At 41.9% G+C, this 18,639-nt stretch carries 15 protein-coding genes; all 15 read right to left on the minus strand.

The window, feature by feature from the left end; genetic code table 11:
- Positions 1–3,089 (minus strand): SIALI-17 repeat-containing surface protein (locus tag HMPREF1117_RS09195; RefSeq protein WP_000359179.1); only part of this gene is annotated, 3,089 nt, incomplete at its 3' end.
- A gap of 380 nt (positions 3,090–3,469) precedes the next feature.
- The gene (locus tag HMPREF1117_RS09200; protein ID WP_000795095.1) at positions 3,470–4,450 is read right to left on the minus strand and encodes an acetylxylan esterase; all 981 of its coding nucleotides are present in this window, start codon (positions 4,448–4,450) and stop codon (positions 3,470–3,472) included.
- Between the two features lie 427 nt (positions 4,451–4,877).
- Positions 4,878–6,893: an ATP-dependent DNA helicase RecG gene (gene recG, locus HMPREF1117_RS09205; protein ID WP_001048787.1), complete on the minus strand. Its 2,016-nt coding sequence runs from the start codon at positions 6,891–6,893 to the stop codon at positions 4,878–4,880.
- A gap of 18 nt (positions 6,894–6,911) precedes the next feature.
- Positions 6,912–8,015: an alanine racemase gene (gene alr / locus HMPREF1117_RS09210; RefSeq protein ID WP_001148938.1), complete on the minus strand. Its 1,104-nt coding sequence runs from the start codon at positions 8,013–8,015 to the stop codon at positions 6,912–6,914.
- Positions 8,005–8,367, minus strand: a complete 363-nt coding sequence (gene acpS, locus HMPREF1117_RS09215) for a holo-ACP synthase (protein WP_025171606.1) — start codon at positions 8,365–8,367, stop codon at positions 8,005–8,007. The genes alr and acpS overlap by 11 nt, the downstream gene beginning before the upstream one ends.
- A 45-nt stretch (positions 8,368–8,412) precedes the next feature.
- Complete coding sequence (locus tag HMPREF1117_RS09220; RefSeq protein WP_000864054.1) at positions 8,413–9,444, minus strand: 3-deoxy-7-phosphoheptulonate synthase; 1,032 nt, start codon at positions 9,442–9,444, stop codon at positions 8,413–8,415.
- A 1-nt stretch (position 9,445) separates the two neighbouring features.
- On the minus strand, positions 9,446–10,477 hold the full coding sequence (locus tag HMPREF1117_RS09225) for a 3-deoxy-7-phosphoheptulonate synthase (protein WP_000231869.1): 1,032 nt from the start codon (positions 10,475–10,477) through the stop codon (positions 9,446–9,448).
- An 80-nt stretch (positions 10,478–10,557) separates the two neighbouring features.
- Positions 10,558–13,071 (minus strand): preprotein translocase subunit SecA, encoded by a 2,514-nt coding sequence (gene secA, locus HMPREF1117_RS09230; protein WP_001284120.1) that lies wholly within the window; start codon positions 13,069–13,071, stop codon positions 10,558–10,560.
- A 145-nt stretch (positions 13,072–13,216) separates the two neighbouring features.
- Positions 13,217–13,504 (minus strand): hypothetical protein, encoded by a 288-nt coding sequence (locus HMPREF1117_RS09235; protein ID WP_000233472.1) that lies wholly within the window; start codon positions 13,502–13,504, stop codon positions 13,217–13,219.
- A gap of 27 nt (positions 13,505–13,531) precedes the next feature.
- On the minus strand, positions 13,532–13,867 hold the full coding sequence (locus tag HMPREF1117_RS09240; protein WP_025171607.1) for a hypothetical protein: 336 nt from the start codon (positions 13,865–13,867) through the stop codon (positions 13,532–13,534).
- A gap of 83 nt (positions 13,868–13,950) precedes the next feature.
- Complete coding sequence (gene der, locus HMPREF1117_RS09245; RefSeq protein ID WP_001207696.1) at positions 13,951–15,261, minus strand: ribosome biogenesis GTPase Der; 1,311 nt, start codon at positions 15,259–15,261, stop codon at positions 13,951–13,953.
- A gap of 13 nt (positions 15,262–15,274) precedes the next feature.
- A complete protein-coding gene (locus tag HMPREF1117_RS09250) occupies positions 15,275–15,988 on the minus strand; it encodes an NADPH-dependent oxidoreductase (RefSeq protein WP_000140818.1) in 714 nt (237 codons plus the stop codon).
- Positions 15,985–16,881, minus strand: a complete 897-nt coding sequence (dnaI, locus tag HMPREF1117_RS09255) for a primosomal protein DnaI (protein ID WP_000446505.1) — start codon at positions 16,879–16,881, stop codon at positions 15,985–15,987. Before dnaI ends, HMPREF1117_RS09250 begins: the two co-directional genes overlap by 4 nt.
- Complete coding sequence (locus HMPREF1117_RS09260; RefSeq protein ID WP_000802370.1) at positions 16,882–18,051, minus strand: DnaD domain protein; 1,170 nt, start codon at positions 18,049–18,051, stop codon at positions 16,882–16,884.
- Complete coding sequence (gene nrdR, locus HMPREF1117_RS09265; protein ID WP_001203672.1) at positions 18,052–18,525, minus strand: transcriptional regulator NrdR; 474 nt, start codon at positions 18,523–18,525, stop codon at positions 18,052–18,054.
- Positions 18,526–18,639: the final 114 nt, after the last annotated feature.

An 18,639-nucleotide genomic window follows, 5' to 3' on the forward strand; every position in this document is an offset into this window, starting at 1 on the left:
GGAACTTCGTTTGAAGCTGCTAGAACATAATTTGCTCCCCCTGTGTATTCTGGAATTTCAGTCACTAGAGCTTCTACTCCATTTACTCCACCTGTAAATTCAGATTTTTCTAGAGTTGGGGCTACGTCTTCGCCTACTGTTGCAATCGAACCAGTATATTCAGAGGATTCTAGGGTTGGAGCTGCTTCTTCACCCACAGTCGCTAATGGCCCTGTATATTCTGGAGCTGCTTCTGTAACTGCGCCTTCTTGGCCATTTGCTGCACCTGTAAATTCAGGACTTTCATTGGTTGCTGCTTCATTTCCATTTAGGCCATGAGTAAGTTTGGAACCTGCTACAGATACTGGTAAATTATGCATGCTTTCGATAGCGCCTTCTGCTAAGCCTGTAACTTTTTGACCAATATCCTCAGGATCTACTGTAAACAATAGAGTCTTTGTATCGTATTGCGTCATAAAGGTAGCTGTCTTACCATTTGCAAGCTGTAATGTTGGTGCTTGATTGACCAATACTTCTGAATCAAATTCCATGGCAATAATGCCTTGACCCATATGTACGGCATGTGTCACTTTTGCTTCAGTTGGAGAAACCATATCCTTACTTAAGAAATCCCAATTGAATTTCTTATAAGACAAGGTATATTCATTTTGGTTGTTATCTGCATGCTCATAAAGCAAACCATATTCGCCATTTCCGAGATCTTGAATAGAATTGTAGGCAAACTTACCACTTTGAATAGGATTATGCTTAAGCCAAGTCAGCTCTCCATTTTCTTCGACACGGGCTAAGTGTACCAAACCGTTGAAACGTCCTGGCCCACCTGCATTACTAAGAACAATATACTCTTTTCCATCATGCATCGTATGAATAGCAGCCAATTGAACGTAAACATCCTTGACATCCGCATAACGTTTTATATCATTTTCCCAAGTTACTCCACCATCTTTACTAGTAGCAACTTGAAGGTCCCCTGTCAAGCCACGCATGAAGAGCTTGAGATCTCCATTATTTAATTGTACAACAGAGGACTCAGTATTTTGAGCATAATAATTACTCATGGTACTTGAGTCAATCACAGTGCCATCAGTCAGCGTACGATGGTCATTCACACCACCTCCCATATGCCAAGTCTTACCATGGTCATCTGAGTAGATAATCCGAGATGATTGAGAACCGTTTAAGTGGTTGGTCTGATTAGTTGTATAAGTAGGTACAATGATTCGACCTTTATGAGGTCCAGTATGAAGAGTAATTCCTGTTCCAGGCCCAACCCCTAAGAATTTCATCCAATCGGCTTTTACCATTGGCGTTATATCTTGAGGTGCTGACCAAGTCTTACCATCGTCATCACTGTAAGACATCCATAGATAAGAATCCTTAGCAACTCTAAATGGAGACGTTTTATTACTTGTGAAATAAATATTACCTAATAGTTGTTCCCCTTGATACAAATCTCCTTTATCGCTATAAGCTGGTTTCACTGGATTTATAACAACACGGTAATCTGTTGCTTTGCCATCTGGTGTATAAACTGTCCCATTTTCACGAATTGTGTAAGAACCTTCTTCACCTTCTTTGTAGAGGATTTGATAAGTTTTTCCATCGATTTGTTTATAGGCTTCTTCTCTTTGAGCAGCCATTCCAAAGATTCCTTGCCCTTCTGGGAACATATCATAGATAGAAAAAATTCGTTTTGTTGCAGGATCTTGAACCAAAACCATATCAATGTTCACTGGAGAACCGATTGATGGATTAGAAGCTTTTGGATTGTCTCGTAAATTTGTAATCGTTACTCGATCGCTCCATGTTTTCCCCTTATCCTCACTTCGTCTGACGACCATACCGATATCACCCCAGTCAGAGTGATGCAAGCGTCTCTCATCTGCACCAGCAATCAGAGTACCTTTATCTGTCTTAAGAAGAGCAGGAATACGATAACTCTTGATGCCATCTTTATTTGGTTTGTTATGCACACCACCTTCAAAGACATCTTGTTTTTCAGTAACTTTAGCCCCTTCTGGTAGCTTTTGCTCCAAATCAGATCTCTCAAACAATTGACTCCGTTTTTGAACTTCCTCTGGAGTTAATACACGATCATAAACACTTAAATTACGAACCTGTAAATTTGCTCCCCAAACTGAGCTCCCTGCTCGATTTGTTGCACCAAGTTGGGCATGGGTAATATCTGGCATATCCTTGATAAATTTACCAGACTTCAAACTGGTACGTGACAATACACCATTTACATAGAGTCTAACTTTTCCTTCTGGATTTTCTGCATTCGGTCTTTCAACAGTAAAGGTAACTGAATTCCACTGCCCAGGCTTAATTTTCAATGGAGCATCCGTATATTTATCATAAAATTGTGCTCCATTTGCATCACGTCCCTCAATTAAGGCTGTATTGTTGAGAACAGCCATGGTGAAGTACTCATCTTTTTTCTTATCACTAGACACTGAGAATAGATTATAAAATGCTGGAGCTTTTGCATCTGGCTTGAATTCCATATGAATGGTCGCATTTTGAAGTTTCTTCAATGTATCTAATTCACTGGCTAAATCTACACGTTGACCATTCTTCGAATTTGTTTCAACATCTTCTTTTTCCACTACTGGAGTTGCGTTTGCGATGTCTCTAGCATAATAATCTCGAGGAATCACTCCCTCTTCTTCTTTATCTTGTTCCTTGTTAGTAGCTTCTGTGGATGTAGAATCTACCTTAGGGTTTTCAGCAGGAGCTGGCGTATTGTCAGCTGCAGGTGTATTTGTTGGAGTGGCCGTCTCTGCTTCAGTAGTCTCATTTTTCTTCAACTTATCCTGATCAACTTCCACACCATTGTCTTTCGCTGTTGCCAATTTTCCAGCTAGTTCACTATCTAAATGGGCAAGACTTCCTGAAGAGGATTCTTTTGGTAATTCCGTTAAGCCTGGATTGTTATTTTCAGCAGCGGTTACAGTTGAGTTTCCTTGCTCATTTGCCAATACAGGATTTACTCCAAAGATCACTGCACCAATGATTACAGAGGCTACACCCACTGCAAATTTACGAATTCCATATCTCTGTTTTCTATCAACATATTTCTTATCCATCTTTTTTCCTTTCACTTCTATATAATTAAAGCGCTTTCTTTTTATCTTGAAATTTTTACTCCCTATAAATATGGAGATACTAATAAGAAAGTATGAAACAAGCGGGAGCCCCCATCAGTCTCTCTTTCTCTACCTAGCTATCTGAATGGCAAACAGTAGCTATTTTACTCCTTTCCTAGTGACTTTTCCTTTATTATACAACAAAGTTATTGGTTTTTATCGAGCTTGTCATAGAATAGATTTTACTTTCAGGAATGTTTTAATATTCTAATATTCTTTGAAAGTACTTTCTGTTTTTGAACTAAAAAAGAGAACTCTATTGCACTAAATCCAAAAAGCTAGACTAAACTTAGGGCAGTACAATAAGGCTCTCTCAATGATTATTTGATATATTTAAAAGGAATTTCACTTCCACATAGCCAGTTATAGACTTGGTCATTGACAAAAACATTCATAGCTTCATGGGCATACTCAGGCATGATGCGATAGGCCTTATCGCAGGTCAGACGGTTGTAAATCGCAAACTGGGTAATAGGGTAGCAAACATCGTCGTCCAAGCCCGTAATCATTTTAACCTCACCCTTGATACGATGGGCAAGATTTTTCACATCGATATAAGCAAGGGTCGCCATGATTTCCTCCTCAGTTTCGTGGAAGGGATCGTGAAACTTGAAATAACGAAAAAGTTCGTCGTAAGCCTCGCTAGTATTACCAATCTCAAGCACCCGTCTGAAGTCTGACAAGAAAGGATAGATGGCAACAGTTTTCTCAATTCGAGGATTAAGCGCCGCCGCAACCAAGGCTAGAGCCCCTCCTTGCGAGGCACCATAGCTAGAAAGGCGCTTCTCATCTACCTCAGGCAGACTAGCAACAATTTCGATCAACTGGTAAATGTCCAGATAAACATCCTTATAAAAAAGCTGGTCTCGTCCTTCCACTGCGCCCCTGATAATGTGCCCTTTCACAGTATTGCCCAGAGGTGAGCGTAAACCATCTTGAGAATAACCTGATTGACCACGCACATCCATAGACACAACACCATAACCAGCTACAGTAAAGGCCAACATGTCAGTCCAGTCCCAGCCACGACCCATATAGCCATGAAAATGGAAAATCACAGGAACTTTTTCTTCACTCTTTGGGATAACTAGACGTGCATAAACTTGACCTTCATTGCTACCTTTAAAAGTTAACTCATAGAACTTGACTTGAGGAATATGGAAATCTCTCTCCTCCAACTGGTAGGCTGGAAGTGTTGAAACTTTTTTCACTTCCTCATCCCAGAAAGCATCAAAGTCTTCTGGAACCTCATCCCTTCCTTTATAAGTCTTGATTTCTTCTAATAAAGCTGGATTTTTCATAACATGCTCCTTCATTTTTGTAATCGCTACCACAACTGTAGCATATTTAGAAAAGCATTGCAAGAAAGAAGGGTAAATAGAAAGTGAATTTGAATTCCTCTCCTTATTTCCTAACGCTTAAAAGTGGTTTTTAGCAAGAAAAAAGAGCTCTTAAGCTCTTTTTAGTCTATTCACAATTTAATTTTTATCTTCTTTCTTTTGATAAGTGGTTTGGTAATTTACTTTAATCGTTACGGTCATGTGAGAGTCCTCGTTTCTTTTTGATGACTCTAGTATAAAGGTTAAACCTAAAAGCTAGCTTAAGTTTTCCTTAGAGAAAGCTTATACTCAATGAAAATCAAAGAGCAAACTAGGAAGCTAGCCGTAGGCAGTACTTGAGTACGGCAAGGCGAAGCTGACGTGGTTTGAATTTGATTTTCGAAGAGTATTAATCTAAATGTTCTTTCTTTTCCATATGAAGGGCAATCATGCGCCATTCTGGATCCTCTTGCCAGCCTTCAATAGAACTGATATAGTTAGCCACCTTTCTAGCTTCTTCTAAAATCGGAAAATCTTCGATAATATCAGCTACTTGAAACTCAGGAAGTCCAGACTGTCTTGTTCCAAAAATCTCACCTGAACCACGCATTTTCAGGTCCTCCTCAGCAAGAACAAAACCATTGGTTGTTTCTGTCATGATACGCATGCGGTCTTTCCCAGAATCAGTCTTGGGATTAGCAACGAGAACAGCATAGGACTGTTTGTCTCCCCGACCTACACGTCCTCTTAGCTGATGGAGTTGACTGAGACCAAAACGGTCAGCGTCCATGATGATCATGACGGTCGCATTGGGAACATTGACCCCTACCTCAATAACGGTAGTAGAGACCAAGATATCCGTTTTTCTCTCTTTGAAATCTTGCATAATCTGGTCTTTTTCGTCACTCTTCATCTTCCCATGTAAGAGGGCTACTTCCGCTTTTCCTGCAAAATGAGCCGTCAGTTCTTCCGACAAGGCGATGGCATTTTTTAAGTCCAATGCTTCTGATTCTTCAATCAAGGGAGAAATGACATAGGCTTGAGAACCTTTTTGGATTTCCCCCTCTAACCAAGTCAAGACTTGAGGCAGTTGCTCATGTTTAATCCAGCGAGTCACAATCGGTTTTCGACCTGCTGGCATCTGGTCGATAATAGAAACATCCATATCCCCAAAGGCTGTGATGGCTAAGGTTCTAGGAATGGGAGTCGCCGTCATCATAAGGACATCTGGATTGTCCCCTTTTTCACGTAAAATACGCCTTTGTCCTACACCAAAACGGTGCTGCTCATCAATGATAATCAAACCAAGGCGAGCATAATCAACCCCGTCTTGTATCAGAGCGTGAGTTCCGATAATCAAATCAGCTTCACCCTTGACAATAGTCTCCAAGACTTCTCTCTTTTCTGCAGCTTTCAAGGAACCTGTCAAGAGAGTCAGTTTTAGGTCTGGGAAGAGACTCTGTAGACTCTCAAAGTGTTGCTCTGCAAGGATTTCTGTTGGCACCATAAGGGCGGACTGATAGCCAGCTGTCACCGCCGCAAACATAGCAAGACCTGCAACCACCGTTTTACCGCTCCCTACATCTCCCTGTAAGAGTCGATTCATGTGGTGGTCCGACTTCATGTCGGTTAAAATTTCCTGCAAACTCTTTTCCTGAGCTTGAGTCAAGGCAAAAGGGAGATTTTCTTTAACTGCTGTCACTTTTTCCTGAGACCAATCCAGAACCAAACCGCTTCCCTGAACTCTATTTTCAGACTTGAGCGTCTGCAATTGCATTTGGAAATAAAATAGTTCCTCAAATTTGATACGGCGAAGGGCCTGCTTGTATTCTGCCAAATCCTTAGGAAAATGCATAGCGCGAACAGCCTGGCAACGGGACATGAGTTTGTATTTGTCCAGCAAAGACTGGGGAAGATTTTCCTCTATCAAGAGATCCAGTCCCTGATCAAAGGCTGTCTTGATAACCTTGACCAGACTGGCCTGACTGATTCCCTGAGCCAAGCGATAGACAGGTTGGAGATCATCTTCCACCTGAGCCAGGACCTTCATCCCAGTCAGACTAGTCTTGGCACGATCCCATTTTCCAAATACAGCAAGGGTTACTCCCAACTCTATCTTATCTGCTAGATAGGGCTGGTTAAAGAAGTTCACCGCAAAAACGACTTCTCCCTGCTTGAGGCTAAAGCGCAGGCGATTGCGCTTGAAACCATAATACTGGACACTAGCAGGAGTCACGACTTGACCAGAAAGAACTGCCTTTTCACCGTCTTCTAGCTCCAGCACCTGCTTGGTCTTGAAATCTTCATATCGGAAAGGAAAGTAGAGCAAGAGATCTTGCAAGTTTTCAATTCCTAGTTTGGCGTATTTTTCTGCTGACTTTGGTCCCACACCAGGTAAGACATGCAAGGGTTGATGTAGATTCATGCTCCACTCCTTTCTTTTCTAATAATATTCTCTCGGAATGCGATCGCTGAGGAGACAAACGACCTCGTAGTTAATGGTTCCACGGTAGGTCGCTACCTGAGTAGCTGTGATCTCCTTGCCCCCATTAGAACCAATGAGGGTGACTTTGGTTCCTAAAGGATAAAGCTTAGGCAGACGAATGGTAATTTGGTCCATAGAAACCCGCCCGACTATTGGGCAAGCTTGGCCATCTACCAAGACAGAGAAATTCTGCATGTCTCGTGTCCAACCATCCGCATAGCCGATTGGCACAGTCGCGATGACTTGCTCGCTATCTGCCTGATAGGTAGCTCCGTAGCCCATACAAGTTCCAGTTGAAACTGTCTTGACATGGACCAGAGCAGACTCCAAGGCCAAGGCTGGAATCAAGTCATAGGGTAAGTCCAAAACCTCTCCGCTAGGGTTAAGACCATACATAGCATCTCCCATACGGACCGCATTGAAAATAGTCTCTGCATGCCAAAGGGTCGTTGCCGAATTACTAGCATGAACAAGCTCTGGAAGACCTTTCATACTAGCTAAAATAGTTTTAAACCGTTCTAACTGGGCATTAAAGTAGTCATCTGATTCCTCGTCTGCAGTAGCAAAGTGGGTAAAAATCCCTTCAACACGAGCACCATGTTGTTGGAGCAAGTCTTGAGCCTGCTCAGCCTCACCGGCCTCTCTAAAACCAATCCGTCCCATTCCTGAGTCAATCTTGAGGTGGACTGTCAATCCAGTTAGGTTCGCTTCCTTATCTAAGAGTGCTTGAATCCACTCCAATCCAGCCACCGTCAAGGTGATGTCGTATTCTTTAGCTAGAGCAACAGCTTCGATTTCAGAAACTCCTAAAATAAGGATTTTCTTCCTGAGTTCAGCTTGCCTGAGTTCAATGGCTTCATCGATATTGGAAACGCAAAAGCCATCAACTTCATCCTGAATCGCCGTCGCAACAGCAACAGCTCCATGCCCATAGGCATTAGCCTTGACTACTGCAAATTTGAGCGTTCCTTGAGGGATATGAGCCCCCATTTGCTGAATATTTTGTCGAATAGCTCCCAGATGAATCAGAGCCTTGGTTGGTCTATGTGGACTAGCTTGCATGATTTTCCTCCAAAATGACACTGGCTGTCACAAACTGATCTGTGTGGCTGATTGACAGCCAAATCTTTCCTGAAAATGGGGACTGACTAAAATAAGGAGCCCCGCGTTCATTGTTCAAGACTTCCAAATCCTGAAAGCCCAATCTCCCAATCCCTGTACCTAAGGCCTTTGAAAAAGCTTCTTTGGCAGACCAGCGACCCGCTAAGTATTCGATTTGCCTCCGACCTTTGAGACTGGTAAATCGTTCCATTTCCTTTGTGGTCAATACGCGCTTGGCAAAGTCTGCGTGTCGTGTAACTGCTCTTTCTATCGAAGCCAACTCTTCAATATCAATTCCGTGTCCAACTATCATACTCATCAAAAGGAGTTGAGATTCCCCCAACTCCATCCTTCTCACTTATTTTGTTAAGCTCTCATAGATTTCTTCTATCAAAGCTTCTGTATTTTCCCAACCCAAGCAAGGATCCGTAATCGAGCAACCAAAAATCTCTGGTTGATTCTGACGACCATCTGCTAGATAGGATTCAATCATAAAACCACGAACTGTCCTCTTAATTTTCTCATTCCAATCACGATTTTGCAAGGTCTGGCGAACAATCCGAATCTGCTCCATATATTGCTTGCCTGAGTTATCATGGTTGGTGTCAATGAGAATAAAGGGATTTTCGAGTCCCATTGTTTCATAGCGCTCAATGGCATTCAACAAGGTTTCATAATAGAAGTTAGGCTCATTTTTTCCATATTCATTAACCGCCCCACGAAGGATGACGTGGGCCAAGGGATTTCCTGATGTCTCAACTTCTTGACCATGGAAGAGGAAGGTTTGTTTATTTTGAGCGGCGTATATTCCGTTAAACATGACACCCAAATTTCCAGAGGTTGGATTTTTCATCCCGACCGGCGCATCAATCCCTGAGGCCACAAAGCGGTGCTCTTGGTCTTCCACAGAACGGGCACCTACAGCATGGTAGCTGACCAAATCATCCACCAAAACCAGATTTGATGGGTAAAGCATTTCATCTGCAGTCGTCAAACCAGTCTCTGTAATCACTCGGTAGTGAAGTTGGCGTACAGCCTGTAAGCCATTGATTAAACTAGGCGCCTTTGATGTATCGGGCTGGTGAACCAAGCCCTTATAGCCATCTCCATTGGTACGAGGTTTTGCTGTATAAACACGCATGACCATAAAAATCTTGTCCGCCACCTTCTGTTGCAAGACTGATAAACGGCGGGCATATTCTAGCACAGCCTCTTCATTGTCAGAAGAGCAAGGACCAATCACCAAAAGGATACGGTCATCTTCTCCTGCAATAATATCTGCCAATTCTCTATCACGACGCTCCTTTTGTCGTAAAGCTTCAGCAGTTAATTGGGTTGATACCTTAATTGCTTCAATATCAATTTCTTGACCTTTTTCAATAAATGCCATCTTATTCTCCTAGCGTTTGGTAGATTTCTCGAACGAGGGCTTCCGTATTTTCCCAACCTAAACAGGGGTCTGTAATAGACTTACCAAAAACCTCTGGTTCATTTTGACGGCCGTCTTCTAAGTAAGACTCTATCATAAAACCTCGAACGTATTGCTTGATTTTTTGATTCCAGTCACGATTGATCAAGGTCTGACGAACAATCCGAATCTGATCCATATATTGTTTACCAGAATTGTCATGATTGGTATCCACAATAATAAATGGATTTTCCAAGCCCATTTTCTCATAATGGACAATGGTATCTAACAAATTATCGTAGTAGTAATTAGGAATGTTCTTCCCATACTCATCGATTGCTCCACGAAGAATAGCATGAGACAGTGGATTTCCAGTTGTCTCTACCTCTTTCCCATGAAATAGGAAACTTTGCTTATTTTGCGCTGCATAAATCCCATTAAACATAACATTGAGATTGCCAGAAGTTGGGTTTTTAAATCCAGTCGCAAATCCTGCTCCACTAGCAACAAAGCGATGCTGTTGATCTTCTACCGAACGAGCCCCTACAGCCATATAGGAAATTAAATCATCTACTAGAGGCAGATTTTCAGGATAAAGCATTTCATCAGCCGTTGTCATGCCTGTCTCTGTAATGACGCGATAATGAAGATGACGAACGGCCTTAATGCCATTAATTAAGCTAGGTGCTTCTGTCGCATTTGGCTGGTGAATCAAACCCTTATAACCATCACCGTTGGTACGAGGTTTAGCAGTATAAACGCGCATCACCATGAAGATACGGTCTGCTACTTCTTTTTGTAAAGTTGCGAGACGTTTGGCATACTCAAGAACGGCCTCTTCGTTGTCCGATGAGCACGGACCAATTACCAAGAGAATACGTTGATCTTCCCCACGAATAATAGCTTCTAACTCCTGATCGCGTTGAGCTTTCCTCTCCAAAGCCAATCCTTCTAACTTAGATATGGAACGAACTTCTTCAATATTAATTTTAGGACTTTTCGCTCTAAATACCATAACTCATCTCCTTATAAAGCAAACGGACACCAAGTAAAAATTTACTTTTCACAAGGTATCCGCCTTTAAACTATCTCATTTTATTGTCTTTTTCCGTGACAGTTTTTAAACTTCTTACCAGAACCACATGGACAAAGTTCATTACGTTTGATTTGACTCAAATCCAGATTTTCTGGCATATTTGCTTGCTGAGCAGCAATATTGCGAGTGGCTGTTGTACTGATATGATGTTCCGTTTGTGGTCTTTCTTGCTCATGAATTTGTGCTTTCATCATCAAACGAGTCACATCAAATTCAATGGAACCAATCATATCATTAAACATGCGGAAACCTTCTGCTTGATACTCTACAACTGGGTTATTTTGAGCATATCCACGGAGTCCAACTGCATTACGCAGTTGATCAAGAGCATCAATATGGTCTGTCCACTTGTTATCAACAACACGTAGAATCAAGACTTTTTGGAATTCCTTAACCGCATCTTCATCACGTAATTTTGAAACCTGACTATCGTAAACTTTCAAAGCACGTTGGAAGAGTTCATCCTTGATTTCTTTATCAGACAAGCCTGACAAGTCTTCAAGAGAAATAGAATCTTCAGGAAGCAAGTTGTATTTGGCAAAGTTTAAAACAGCCTCAAGTTTTTCATCTTGCTTAGAACGCGCATGACCATCAACGACACGACCAATCGTGCGTTTGATCATAGCCTGAATTTCAGGTGCTAAATCACGGTCTGCAGTGATAACGTCGTAACGTTGAGCGTAGATAATCTCGCGTTGTTCACGCATAACATCGTCGTATTGAAGGACTTGTTTACGAGTATCGTAGTTATTTCCTTCAACACGTTTTTGAGCAGCTTCAACCTGACGTGTCAACATACGAGACTCGATTGCCTCTTCAGACATATTTAATCGTTCAAAAATTCCTTTCAAGCGCTCTGAACCAAAACGTTTCATCAAATCATCTTCAAGAGAGAGGTAAAATTGTGACTCACCCGGATCTCCCTGACGACCTGAACGTCCACGAAGCTGGTTATCGATACGACGGCTTTCATGGCGTTCCGTACCGATAACACAAAGACCTCCAAGTTCACGAACCCCTTCCCCAAGCTTGATATCGGTACCACGACCAGCCATGTTGGTCGCGATAGTAACCGCACCACGTTGACCTGCGTTCATGATAATTTGAGCTTCTCTATAGTGATTTTTAGCATTCAATACTTCGTGAGGAACGCCAGCTGCTACCAATTTCTTAGAGATATAGTCACTGGTTTCAACTGCTACTGTACCAACTAAGACCGGCTGACCTTTTTGGTAACGAGCCTTCACATCTTCAACAACTGCCTTAAACTTAGCTTCAATACTTGCATATAGAAGGTCTGAGTGGTCAATACGTTGAACCGGACGGTTTGTTGGGATTGGAATAACACGAATGTTGTAAATTTCACGGAATTCTTCTTCCTCAGTCTTACCAGTACCCGTCATACCAGATAATTTCTTGTACATACGGAAAAGGTTTTGGTAAGTGATTGAGGCAGATGTCTTGGTTTCATCCTGGATTGGCACACCTTCTTTGGCTTCAATGGCTTGGTGCAAGCCATCAGAATAACGACGACCTTCCATGGTACGACCTGTAAATTGGTCAACGATTAAGATTTCTTGTTCTTCGCTCACCACATAGTCAATATCGAGAAGCATGATGTAGTTAGCACGAAGAGCGTTATCGATAAAGTGAGTCAGAGCTACGTTTTCGATATCGTAGAGATTTTCAAGTTTAAAGTAACTTTCAGCCTTGTCAATCCCTGAATCTGACAAACCAATAGTTTTAGACTGCACATCGATGATGTAGTCGTCTTTATCCAACGATTTTACATAGTGGTCTGCCATGTGATACAACTGACTAGTTTCAACTGCGTTAGCACCTGATACGATCAAAGGTGTACGAGCCTCGTCAATCAAGATAGAGTCAACCTCATCGACCAAGGCATAGTTAAGCGGACGTTGGACCATATTCTCAGCACGAACGACCATGTTGTCACGTAGGTAGTCAAATCCGATTTCTGAGTTGGTTGAGTAGGTAATGTCACACTCATAGGCTTCTTTTTTCTCCATTGGAGATTTGGCAGCCAAGTTAATCCCTACTGATAAACCAAGCCATGAGTATAGTTCACCCATCTCAGTCGCATCACGTTCTGACAGGTACTCATTGACCGTAACTACGTGGACACCTTTACCTGAAAGGGCATTAAGGTATACCGGCATGGTCGCCGTCAAGGTTTTCCCTTCTCCTGTACGCATCTCTGGCACGTCACCATGGTGAAGAACGATCCCTCCCATGACTTGAACCTTATATGGGAAAAGTCCTAGGACACGTTTAGCTCCCTCACGGACAACCGCAAAGGCTTCATAAAGTAACGAATCCAATGATTCCCCATTTTGATAACGTTCTTTAAATTCAACTGTTTTTGCTTTTAGTTGTTCATCTGTAAGAGCAGCCATCTGGTCTTCATACTTGAAAACCTTGTTAGCCATCTTTTCCAGACGACGAAGTTCTCCTTTATCATTTTCGATAATTGTTTTTAAAATATTAGCCATGTTTTTCCTTACTTTAAATTCCGAATATTTTAGAATGTTCTTTTAATTGTAGCATATTTACTGATTATTTTCAAGGAAGAATCCCCATTTTGAAAAGGAAAAAGAGGCTACTTTTCAAGCTAACCTCTCTGACTTTTATGACTGTTTAATTTCCAAAAATGGGCAAAAGAGCAAATAGGATAAATAGATTTATCCAAAGAGAGAGACAGCAGATAAGTCCAAAAATAAAGAGGCTGACTTTCTCGAAAAGTAGGGACATTATAATGGACAGAATTTCAAAAACTAGCAAGATTTTTTGAATGCTGAAGATATCAATCGTCACCCCCAGAACCGGACTGCCCCAAGGAACAAAGAAGAAACCTGTCCAGATAAGTGTGACTAAGCCAATATAGACCTTGGAATAGCCTGTAATAAATGATTTCAGGTGTACCATAAGCCACCTCCTACAAATCTATATAAATCAATGCCTTCCACTTTTAGACTTCCCTAGTTCTCGTCTTAGTCTAAGCATTTTTTTGAAAAAGATATAGGTTAACCAATCACTGGCAAATGCGAGAAGTACTAATAATAGCCAAATGCCCCAGGACTTGATGTCTGCCACATTTTTCAAGACGATATTGAAAAACAGGACTGAAAAAACTGTCCAAGCAAGACTAAAAAGAGCATAGAGGATGATGTAAGTCCAGTAAAAATAGTAAAATATTGGGAAAAATTTACTATTTCTGTTGTCCTTTTCAATCCAGCTGAAAAAGTAAAAACAGGGTAATATGAGTAAAGATTTAAACAAATGTTCCATCATCGATACCTCTTTTTAACAGCGTTTTCTTCAGCTTCATTCTATCAAAAAAATCTGGAAATGTCATTCCAGATTCTACTTCTTTATTTGCGTTTTCTTGCGATGAGATGGATTGGTGTTCCCTCAAAGACAAAGGCTTTGCGGATTTGATTTTCCAAGAAACGCAGGTAAGAAAAGTGCATGAGTTCTTCTTCGTTGACAAAGATAACAAAGGTTGGTGGTTTAGTTGCCACTTGGGTGGCATAGAAAATCTTAAGGCGTTTCCCTTTGTCTGTCGGTGTTGGGTTGATGGCAATAGCATCCATGATGACATCGTTCAAGACAGCTGATGGAATACGGGTGTTTTGACTTTCGCTGATTTGCTTAATCATCTCAGGAAGTTTGTGAAGACGTTGCTTGGTCAAAGCTGATACAAAGATAATCGGTGCGTAAGGCAGGTATTGGAACTGCTCACGGATATCTTCTTCCCAGTTTTTCATAGTATGGTTATCTTTTTCAAGAGTATCCCACTTGTTGACCACGATAATCATTCCTTTACCAGCTTCATGGGCAAATCCCGCGATACGCTTATCGTATTCACGAATGCCTTCTTCTGCATTGATAACCATCAAGACCACATCTGAACGGTCAATAGCACGCATGGCACGCATAACAGAGTATTTCTCAGTATTTTCATAAACCTTACCAGACTTACGCATGCCAGCCGTATCAATCATGGTAAACTCTTGACCATCTGTATCTGTAAAGTGGGTATCAATGGCGTCACGCGTTGTTCCGGCAACTGGACTGGCAATGACACGGTCTTCGCCCAAGATAGCATTGATCAAACTTGATTTTCCAACGTTGGGACGACCAATCAAGCTAAACTTAATGACATCCGGATTTTCTTCTTCATATTCATTTGGAAGATTTTCTACGATGGCGTCTAGTACATCCCCTGTACCGATACCATGGACAGATGAGATAGGCAGTGGTTCACCCAAACCAAGGGCATAGAAATCATAGATATCATTTCGCATCTCAGGGTTGTCCACCTTGTTAACTGCAAGGATAACGGGTTTGTGGGTTTTATAAAGTTTACGGGCTACGTATTCGTCTGCATCGGTAATTCCTTCCTTACCAGACACGACAAAGACGATCACATCTGCTTCTTCCATGGCAATTTCTGCCTGGTGCTTGATTTGTTCCATGAAGGGAGCATCGACATCATCGATTCCTCCTGTATCAATCATGCTAAATGAACGATTGAGCCATTCACCCGTTGCATAGATACGGTCACGTGTCACTCCTTCGACATCTTCTACAATGGAGATTCGCTCACCAGCGATCCGATTAAATAGGGTTGATTTCCCAACATTGGGACGTCCTACAATGGCAATAGTTGGTAGGGCCATAATTTCTCACTTTCTACAATAACTTCTTCTGTTCGAGATTTTTTCTAGTTGAGTTTGGTTCTGCGTGACCAAACTGTTCTGCTAGGCGCTGACTCCAGCTTGTGGTCGCACGTGCTCCAGCATAGTCCGCCTGTACACGGTCATAAGTTTCGATTGCATCAGTTGACTGTTCTCGGTATTCTTCCTCAAATACCACTTGATTCAATGGCAAACGAGGTTTGACTTCATGTTCTTCATTTGGTATTCCTAGTGCCATCCCAAAGACAGGATAGGTGTAGTCAGGCAGGTTAAAAAGCTCTGCCACTTCTTCTGACTTGTATCGAACCAAACCGATAATCACACCACCATAGCCCAAGCTTTCAGCTGCCAGCAGGGCATTTTGACCAGCAAGAGCCGCATCGACTGAACTAATCAAGAGACCTTCCACACCTTGGGGTTGGAATGAGTCTGTATGAAGTCGGGCTCCCTTTTCTGCTCGGTTCAAGTCTCCGACAAAGAGAAGGAAAACAGCTGACTGGCGAATGGCTTCTTGAGGCACCAATTCATACAAGGCATCTTTCTTCTCTTGACTTCGTATCACAATCACAGAGTAGGATTGGAAATTCTTCCAAGACGAGGCCATCTGGGCTGCTGTCAGGATTTCAGTCAAGTCTTCCTGAGGAAGGGCTTGCTCCTTAAATCTGCGCACTGAAGTGTGAGCCTTCATTAATTTGATTGTTTCTGTCATCGACGGTTCACTCCTTCTAAACGAGTCTCCTCAGCCAAATAACGGATGCGTTCCATGACGCGTCTGGCTTCCCAGGTTTCGTCATTTCCATGTTTCCCTTTAGCAAAATGCTGCTCCAATTCTTCAAAGTTGAAGTTGGAGGTGAAAAAGGTCGGTAAATTTTCCTGCATCCGATATTGGAGAATGACCTGCAGGATTTCGTCACGCACCCAAGCTGTTGACTGCTCGGCACCAATGTCATCTAAAATCAGAACTTCAGAAAGCTTAAGCTCATCCACCAAGGTCTTCACATTGCCATCACCGATTGCATTTTTGACATCAATGACAAAGCTAGGATAGTGAAGAAGGGTTGATGAAACTCCACGTTTTTCTGATAAATCATGGGCTAAGGCAGCCACCATGAAACTTTTACCCACACCAAAGTCTCCATATAAGTAAAGACCTTTTCGAATAGTTGGATATTGCTCCACGAAGGCTAATAGCTTTTCAAAAACTGGCAAGCGCCCCAAATCATCCAAATCTACTTGAGCTAAACTAGCTTTCTTAAGACTCGCTGGCAGATTGATTAACTTGAGACGGTTCTTAATAGCCGCTTCTTTTTCAGCCGCGATGAGTTCAGGAGTTTCTTCGTAAGAAACGTCCGCATAACCATGATTCATAACCAAAATCGGCTTGTAGCCTTTGGCAATATAATCCGTATCACCACGAAGAAACTTGTCGCGCTCGGTGATGTACTGATTAAACTTGGAGATACTGCGATTCAATTCCTCTGGAGTAAGGGATTCTTGCTGGATAAAGGCCGCAACATCAGGGTCCTTCATGATTTTCTGGACCAAGTCCTGATAATGAAAACGGCTAGGTTGACGTTTGAGTACGTCTCCGACACTTTCCATCTAATCTCCTCCTTTTTCTAATCGAGCTAATAGTTCTTGTTTCTTACGTTCTAATTCCAGACGAGTTTCCTCGCTGGTTTCATTCTTATAATCTGGATTGCTCCACTTGGGTACATTGGACTTGGTAGGACTGGAGTTACTGCTTTTTTGAGCCTGACTCTTCTGTCCTCTCTCACGAATCCGAAGAACTGCCTCTTCTGCCGAATGTATCTTTTGATAGGCATAGTCATTGGCTACCTTCATAGCATATTTCTCATTGATATTTGCCGAATCTACCTTATTAAAAGTCAACAAGAGAATAATATTGATGACTTCGTCCAGCAAGCCCAAGCCAGCCATCTGTTGCAAGAGATCTCTTTCTGTTTGGGTAATGGTTCCCTTACGAGTTTGCTTGATTTCTGCCAAGAACTGCAGGGCAGTCTTACTCTTGGCCTCTTTGAGAATGGTTGCTTCTTTAGGACTAAAGTCAGAGGAAACAGGTTTTTGAGCAATTTTTTCCCGCATACGTTTGGTTGAAATAACCTGGGAAACAGCTGTTGACTTGGCCAATTGATAGGTTTCAAACCAAGTCCACTTCTTTTCCTCAGCAATGGCAAAGAGGTTCAAGACATCGGACTGCTCATCCGCAAAGCGAAGTCCATCTCGAGCCATAAGCTGACGAAAATGGTCCAAGTCAAAATCGTTGGCCACTTTCTTCTTGAGACCAAGGTCTTCTTGACTTCCCAGTTCTGCCAAGTCTGGAAAGACTTGATTGAGTGAGACAGGTATTTCTTCTCCCTCAGCACTTTCAACTTTTAAATCCTCCACAGCTGCATCACCAATCTTTTTCTCCAAAAGTCTGCGATAAACAGGATGTTCCAAGAAGTCCTGACTCGAAAGTGGAGTATGGAGGGCTAGCTGATAAACGTCTCCCTTTTGATAGAGGGTTAAGAGATTAAAAGCGGATAGGATTTTCAAAGATTTTATCAATCTATCCATTCCAAAGTTAAGATGGTTAAGAATGTTTGAAAAGAGGTATTCCTTTCTGCCATTATCCCAAAAACTGATTGTATAAAGATAAAGGCTCAGTGCCTCCTGACCGATAATCGGGAGGTAGCACTGTACCAGAGATGAGGTATCTTGCGACACCCGATTATTCTTTAGATAAGAAAAACGGTCAATTGGCTTCATTTATCTTTCCTTTTTCTTTTTAGAGGACTGGGTGATTTGTTGGAGCAAGCTCTCTAACTCACTGACATCCTTAAAACTACGATAGACACTGGCAAAACGTACATAGGTAATCTCGTCCAGTTCAGCCAACTCCTCCATGACGAGTGAACCAATGTCCTCACTTTGAATTTCATTTTCATTTCGACCACGGAGTTTCTGTTCGATACGATTGACTACCATGTTGATTTCATCACTTGACACAGGACGTTTCTGGGCTGAGCGGATAATCCCATTAAAAATTTTATCTCTGGAGAATTGTTCCCGTGTGCCATCTTTTTTAACAACCACTAAGGTTCTTTCTTCTACTCGTTCGTAGGTTGTAAAACGGTGTTGGCATTCGTCGCACTCACGTCTTCTACGAATAGTATTCCCTTCTTCTGCTTGGCGACTATCGATAACACTTGACTTGGTAGCCCCACATTTTGGACAACGCATCCTTTCCCTCCTTATCGTTTTCTTTTCATTATACCATTTTTTAAACAATTCCCAAAACAATTCTTCTTTTTGCTTGACAAGTTTTTTGTTTTGTTGTATTATTTAATTAAGACA

It is taken from the genome of Streptococcus sp. SK643 (assembly GCF_000259505.1).
Lineage (GTDB): Bacteria > Bacillota > Bacilli > Lactobacillales > Streptococcaceae > Streptococcus.

Excerpts from the sequence above, each read along its gene's own strand:
- nrdR (WP_001203672.1), bottom strand. The coding sequence starts at position 18,525 with ATGCGTTGTCCAAAATGTGGGGCTACCAAGTCAAGTGTTATCGATAGT.
- der (WP_001207696.1), bottom strand. The coding sequence starts at position 15,261 with ATGGCCCTACCAACTATTGCCATTGTAGGACGTCCCAATGTTGGGAAA.
- HMPREF1117_RS09240 (WP_025171607.1), bottom strand. The coding sequence starts at position 13,867 with ATGGAACATTTGTTTAAATCTTTACTCATATTACCCTGTTTTTACTTT.
- alr (WP_001148938.1), bottom strand. The coding sequence starts at position 8,015 with ATGCAAGCTAGTCCACATAGACCAACCAAGGCTCTGATTCATCTGGGA.
- HMPREF1117_RS09250 (WP_000140818.1), bottom strand. The coding sequence starts at position 15,988 with ATGACAGAAACAATCAAATTAATGAAGGCTCACACTTCAGTGCGCAGA.
- HMPREF1117_RS09235 (WP_000233472.1), bottom strand. The coding sequence starts at position 13,504 with ATGGTACACCTGAAATCATTTATTACAGGCTATTCCAAGGTCTATATT.
- acpS (WP_025171606.1), bottom strand. The coding sequence starts at position 8,367 with ATGATAGTTGGACACGGAATTGATATTGAAGAGTTGGCTTCGATAGAA.
- secA (WP_001284120.1), bottom strand. The coding sequence starts at position 13,071 with ATGGCTAATATTTTAAAAACAATTATCGAAAATGATAAAGGAGAACTT.
- dnaI (WP_000446505.1), bottom strand. The coding sequence starts at position 16,881 with ATGGAAAGTGTCGGAGACGTACTCAAACGTCAACCTAGCCGTTTTCAT.
- HMPREF1117_RS09220 (WP_000864054.1), bottom strand. The coding sequence starts at position 9,444 with ATGGCATTTATTGAAAAAGGTCAAGAAATTGATATTGAAGCAATTAAG.
- HMPREF1117_RS09200 (WP_000795095.1), bottom strand. The coding sequence starts at position 4,450 with ATGAAAAATCCAGCTTTATTAGAAGAAATCAAGACTTATAAAGGAAGG.
- HMPREF1117_RS09225 (WP_000231869.1), bottom strand. The coding sequence starts at position 10,477 with ATGGTATTTAGAGCGAAAAGTCCTAAAATTAATATTGAAGAAGTTCGT.
- recG (WP_001048787.1), bottom strand. The coding sequence starts at position 6,893 with ATGAATCTACATCAACCCTTGCATGTCTTACCTGGTGTGGGACCAAAG.
- HMPREF1117_RS09260 (WP_000802370.1), bottom strand. The coding sequence starts at position 18,051 with ATGAAGCCAATTGACCGTTTTTCTTATCTAAAGAATAATCGGGTGTCG.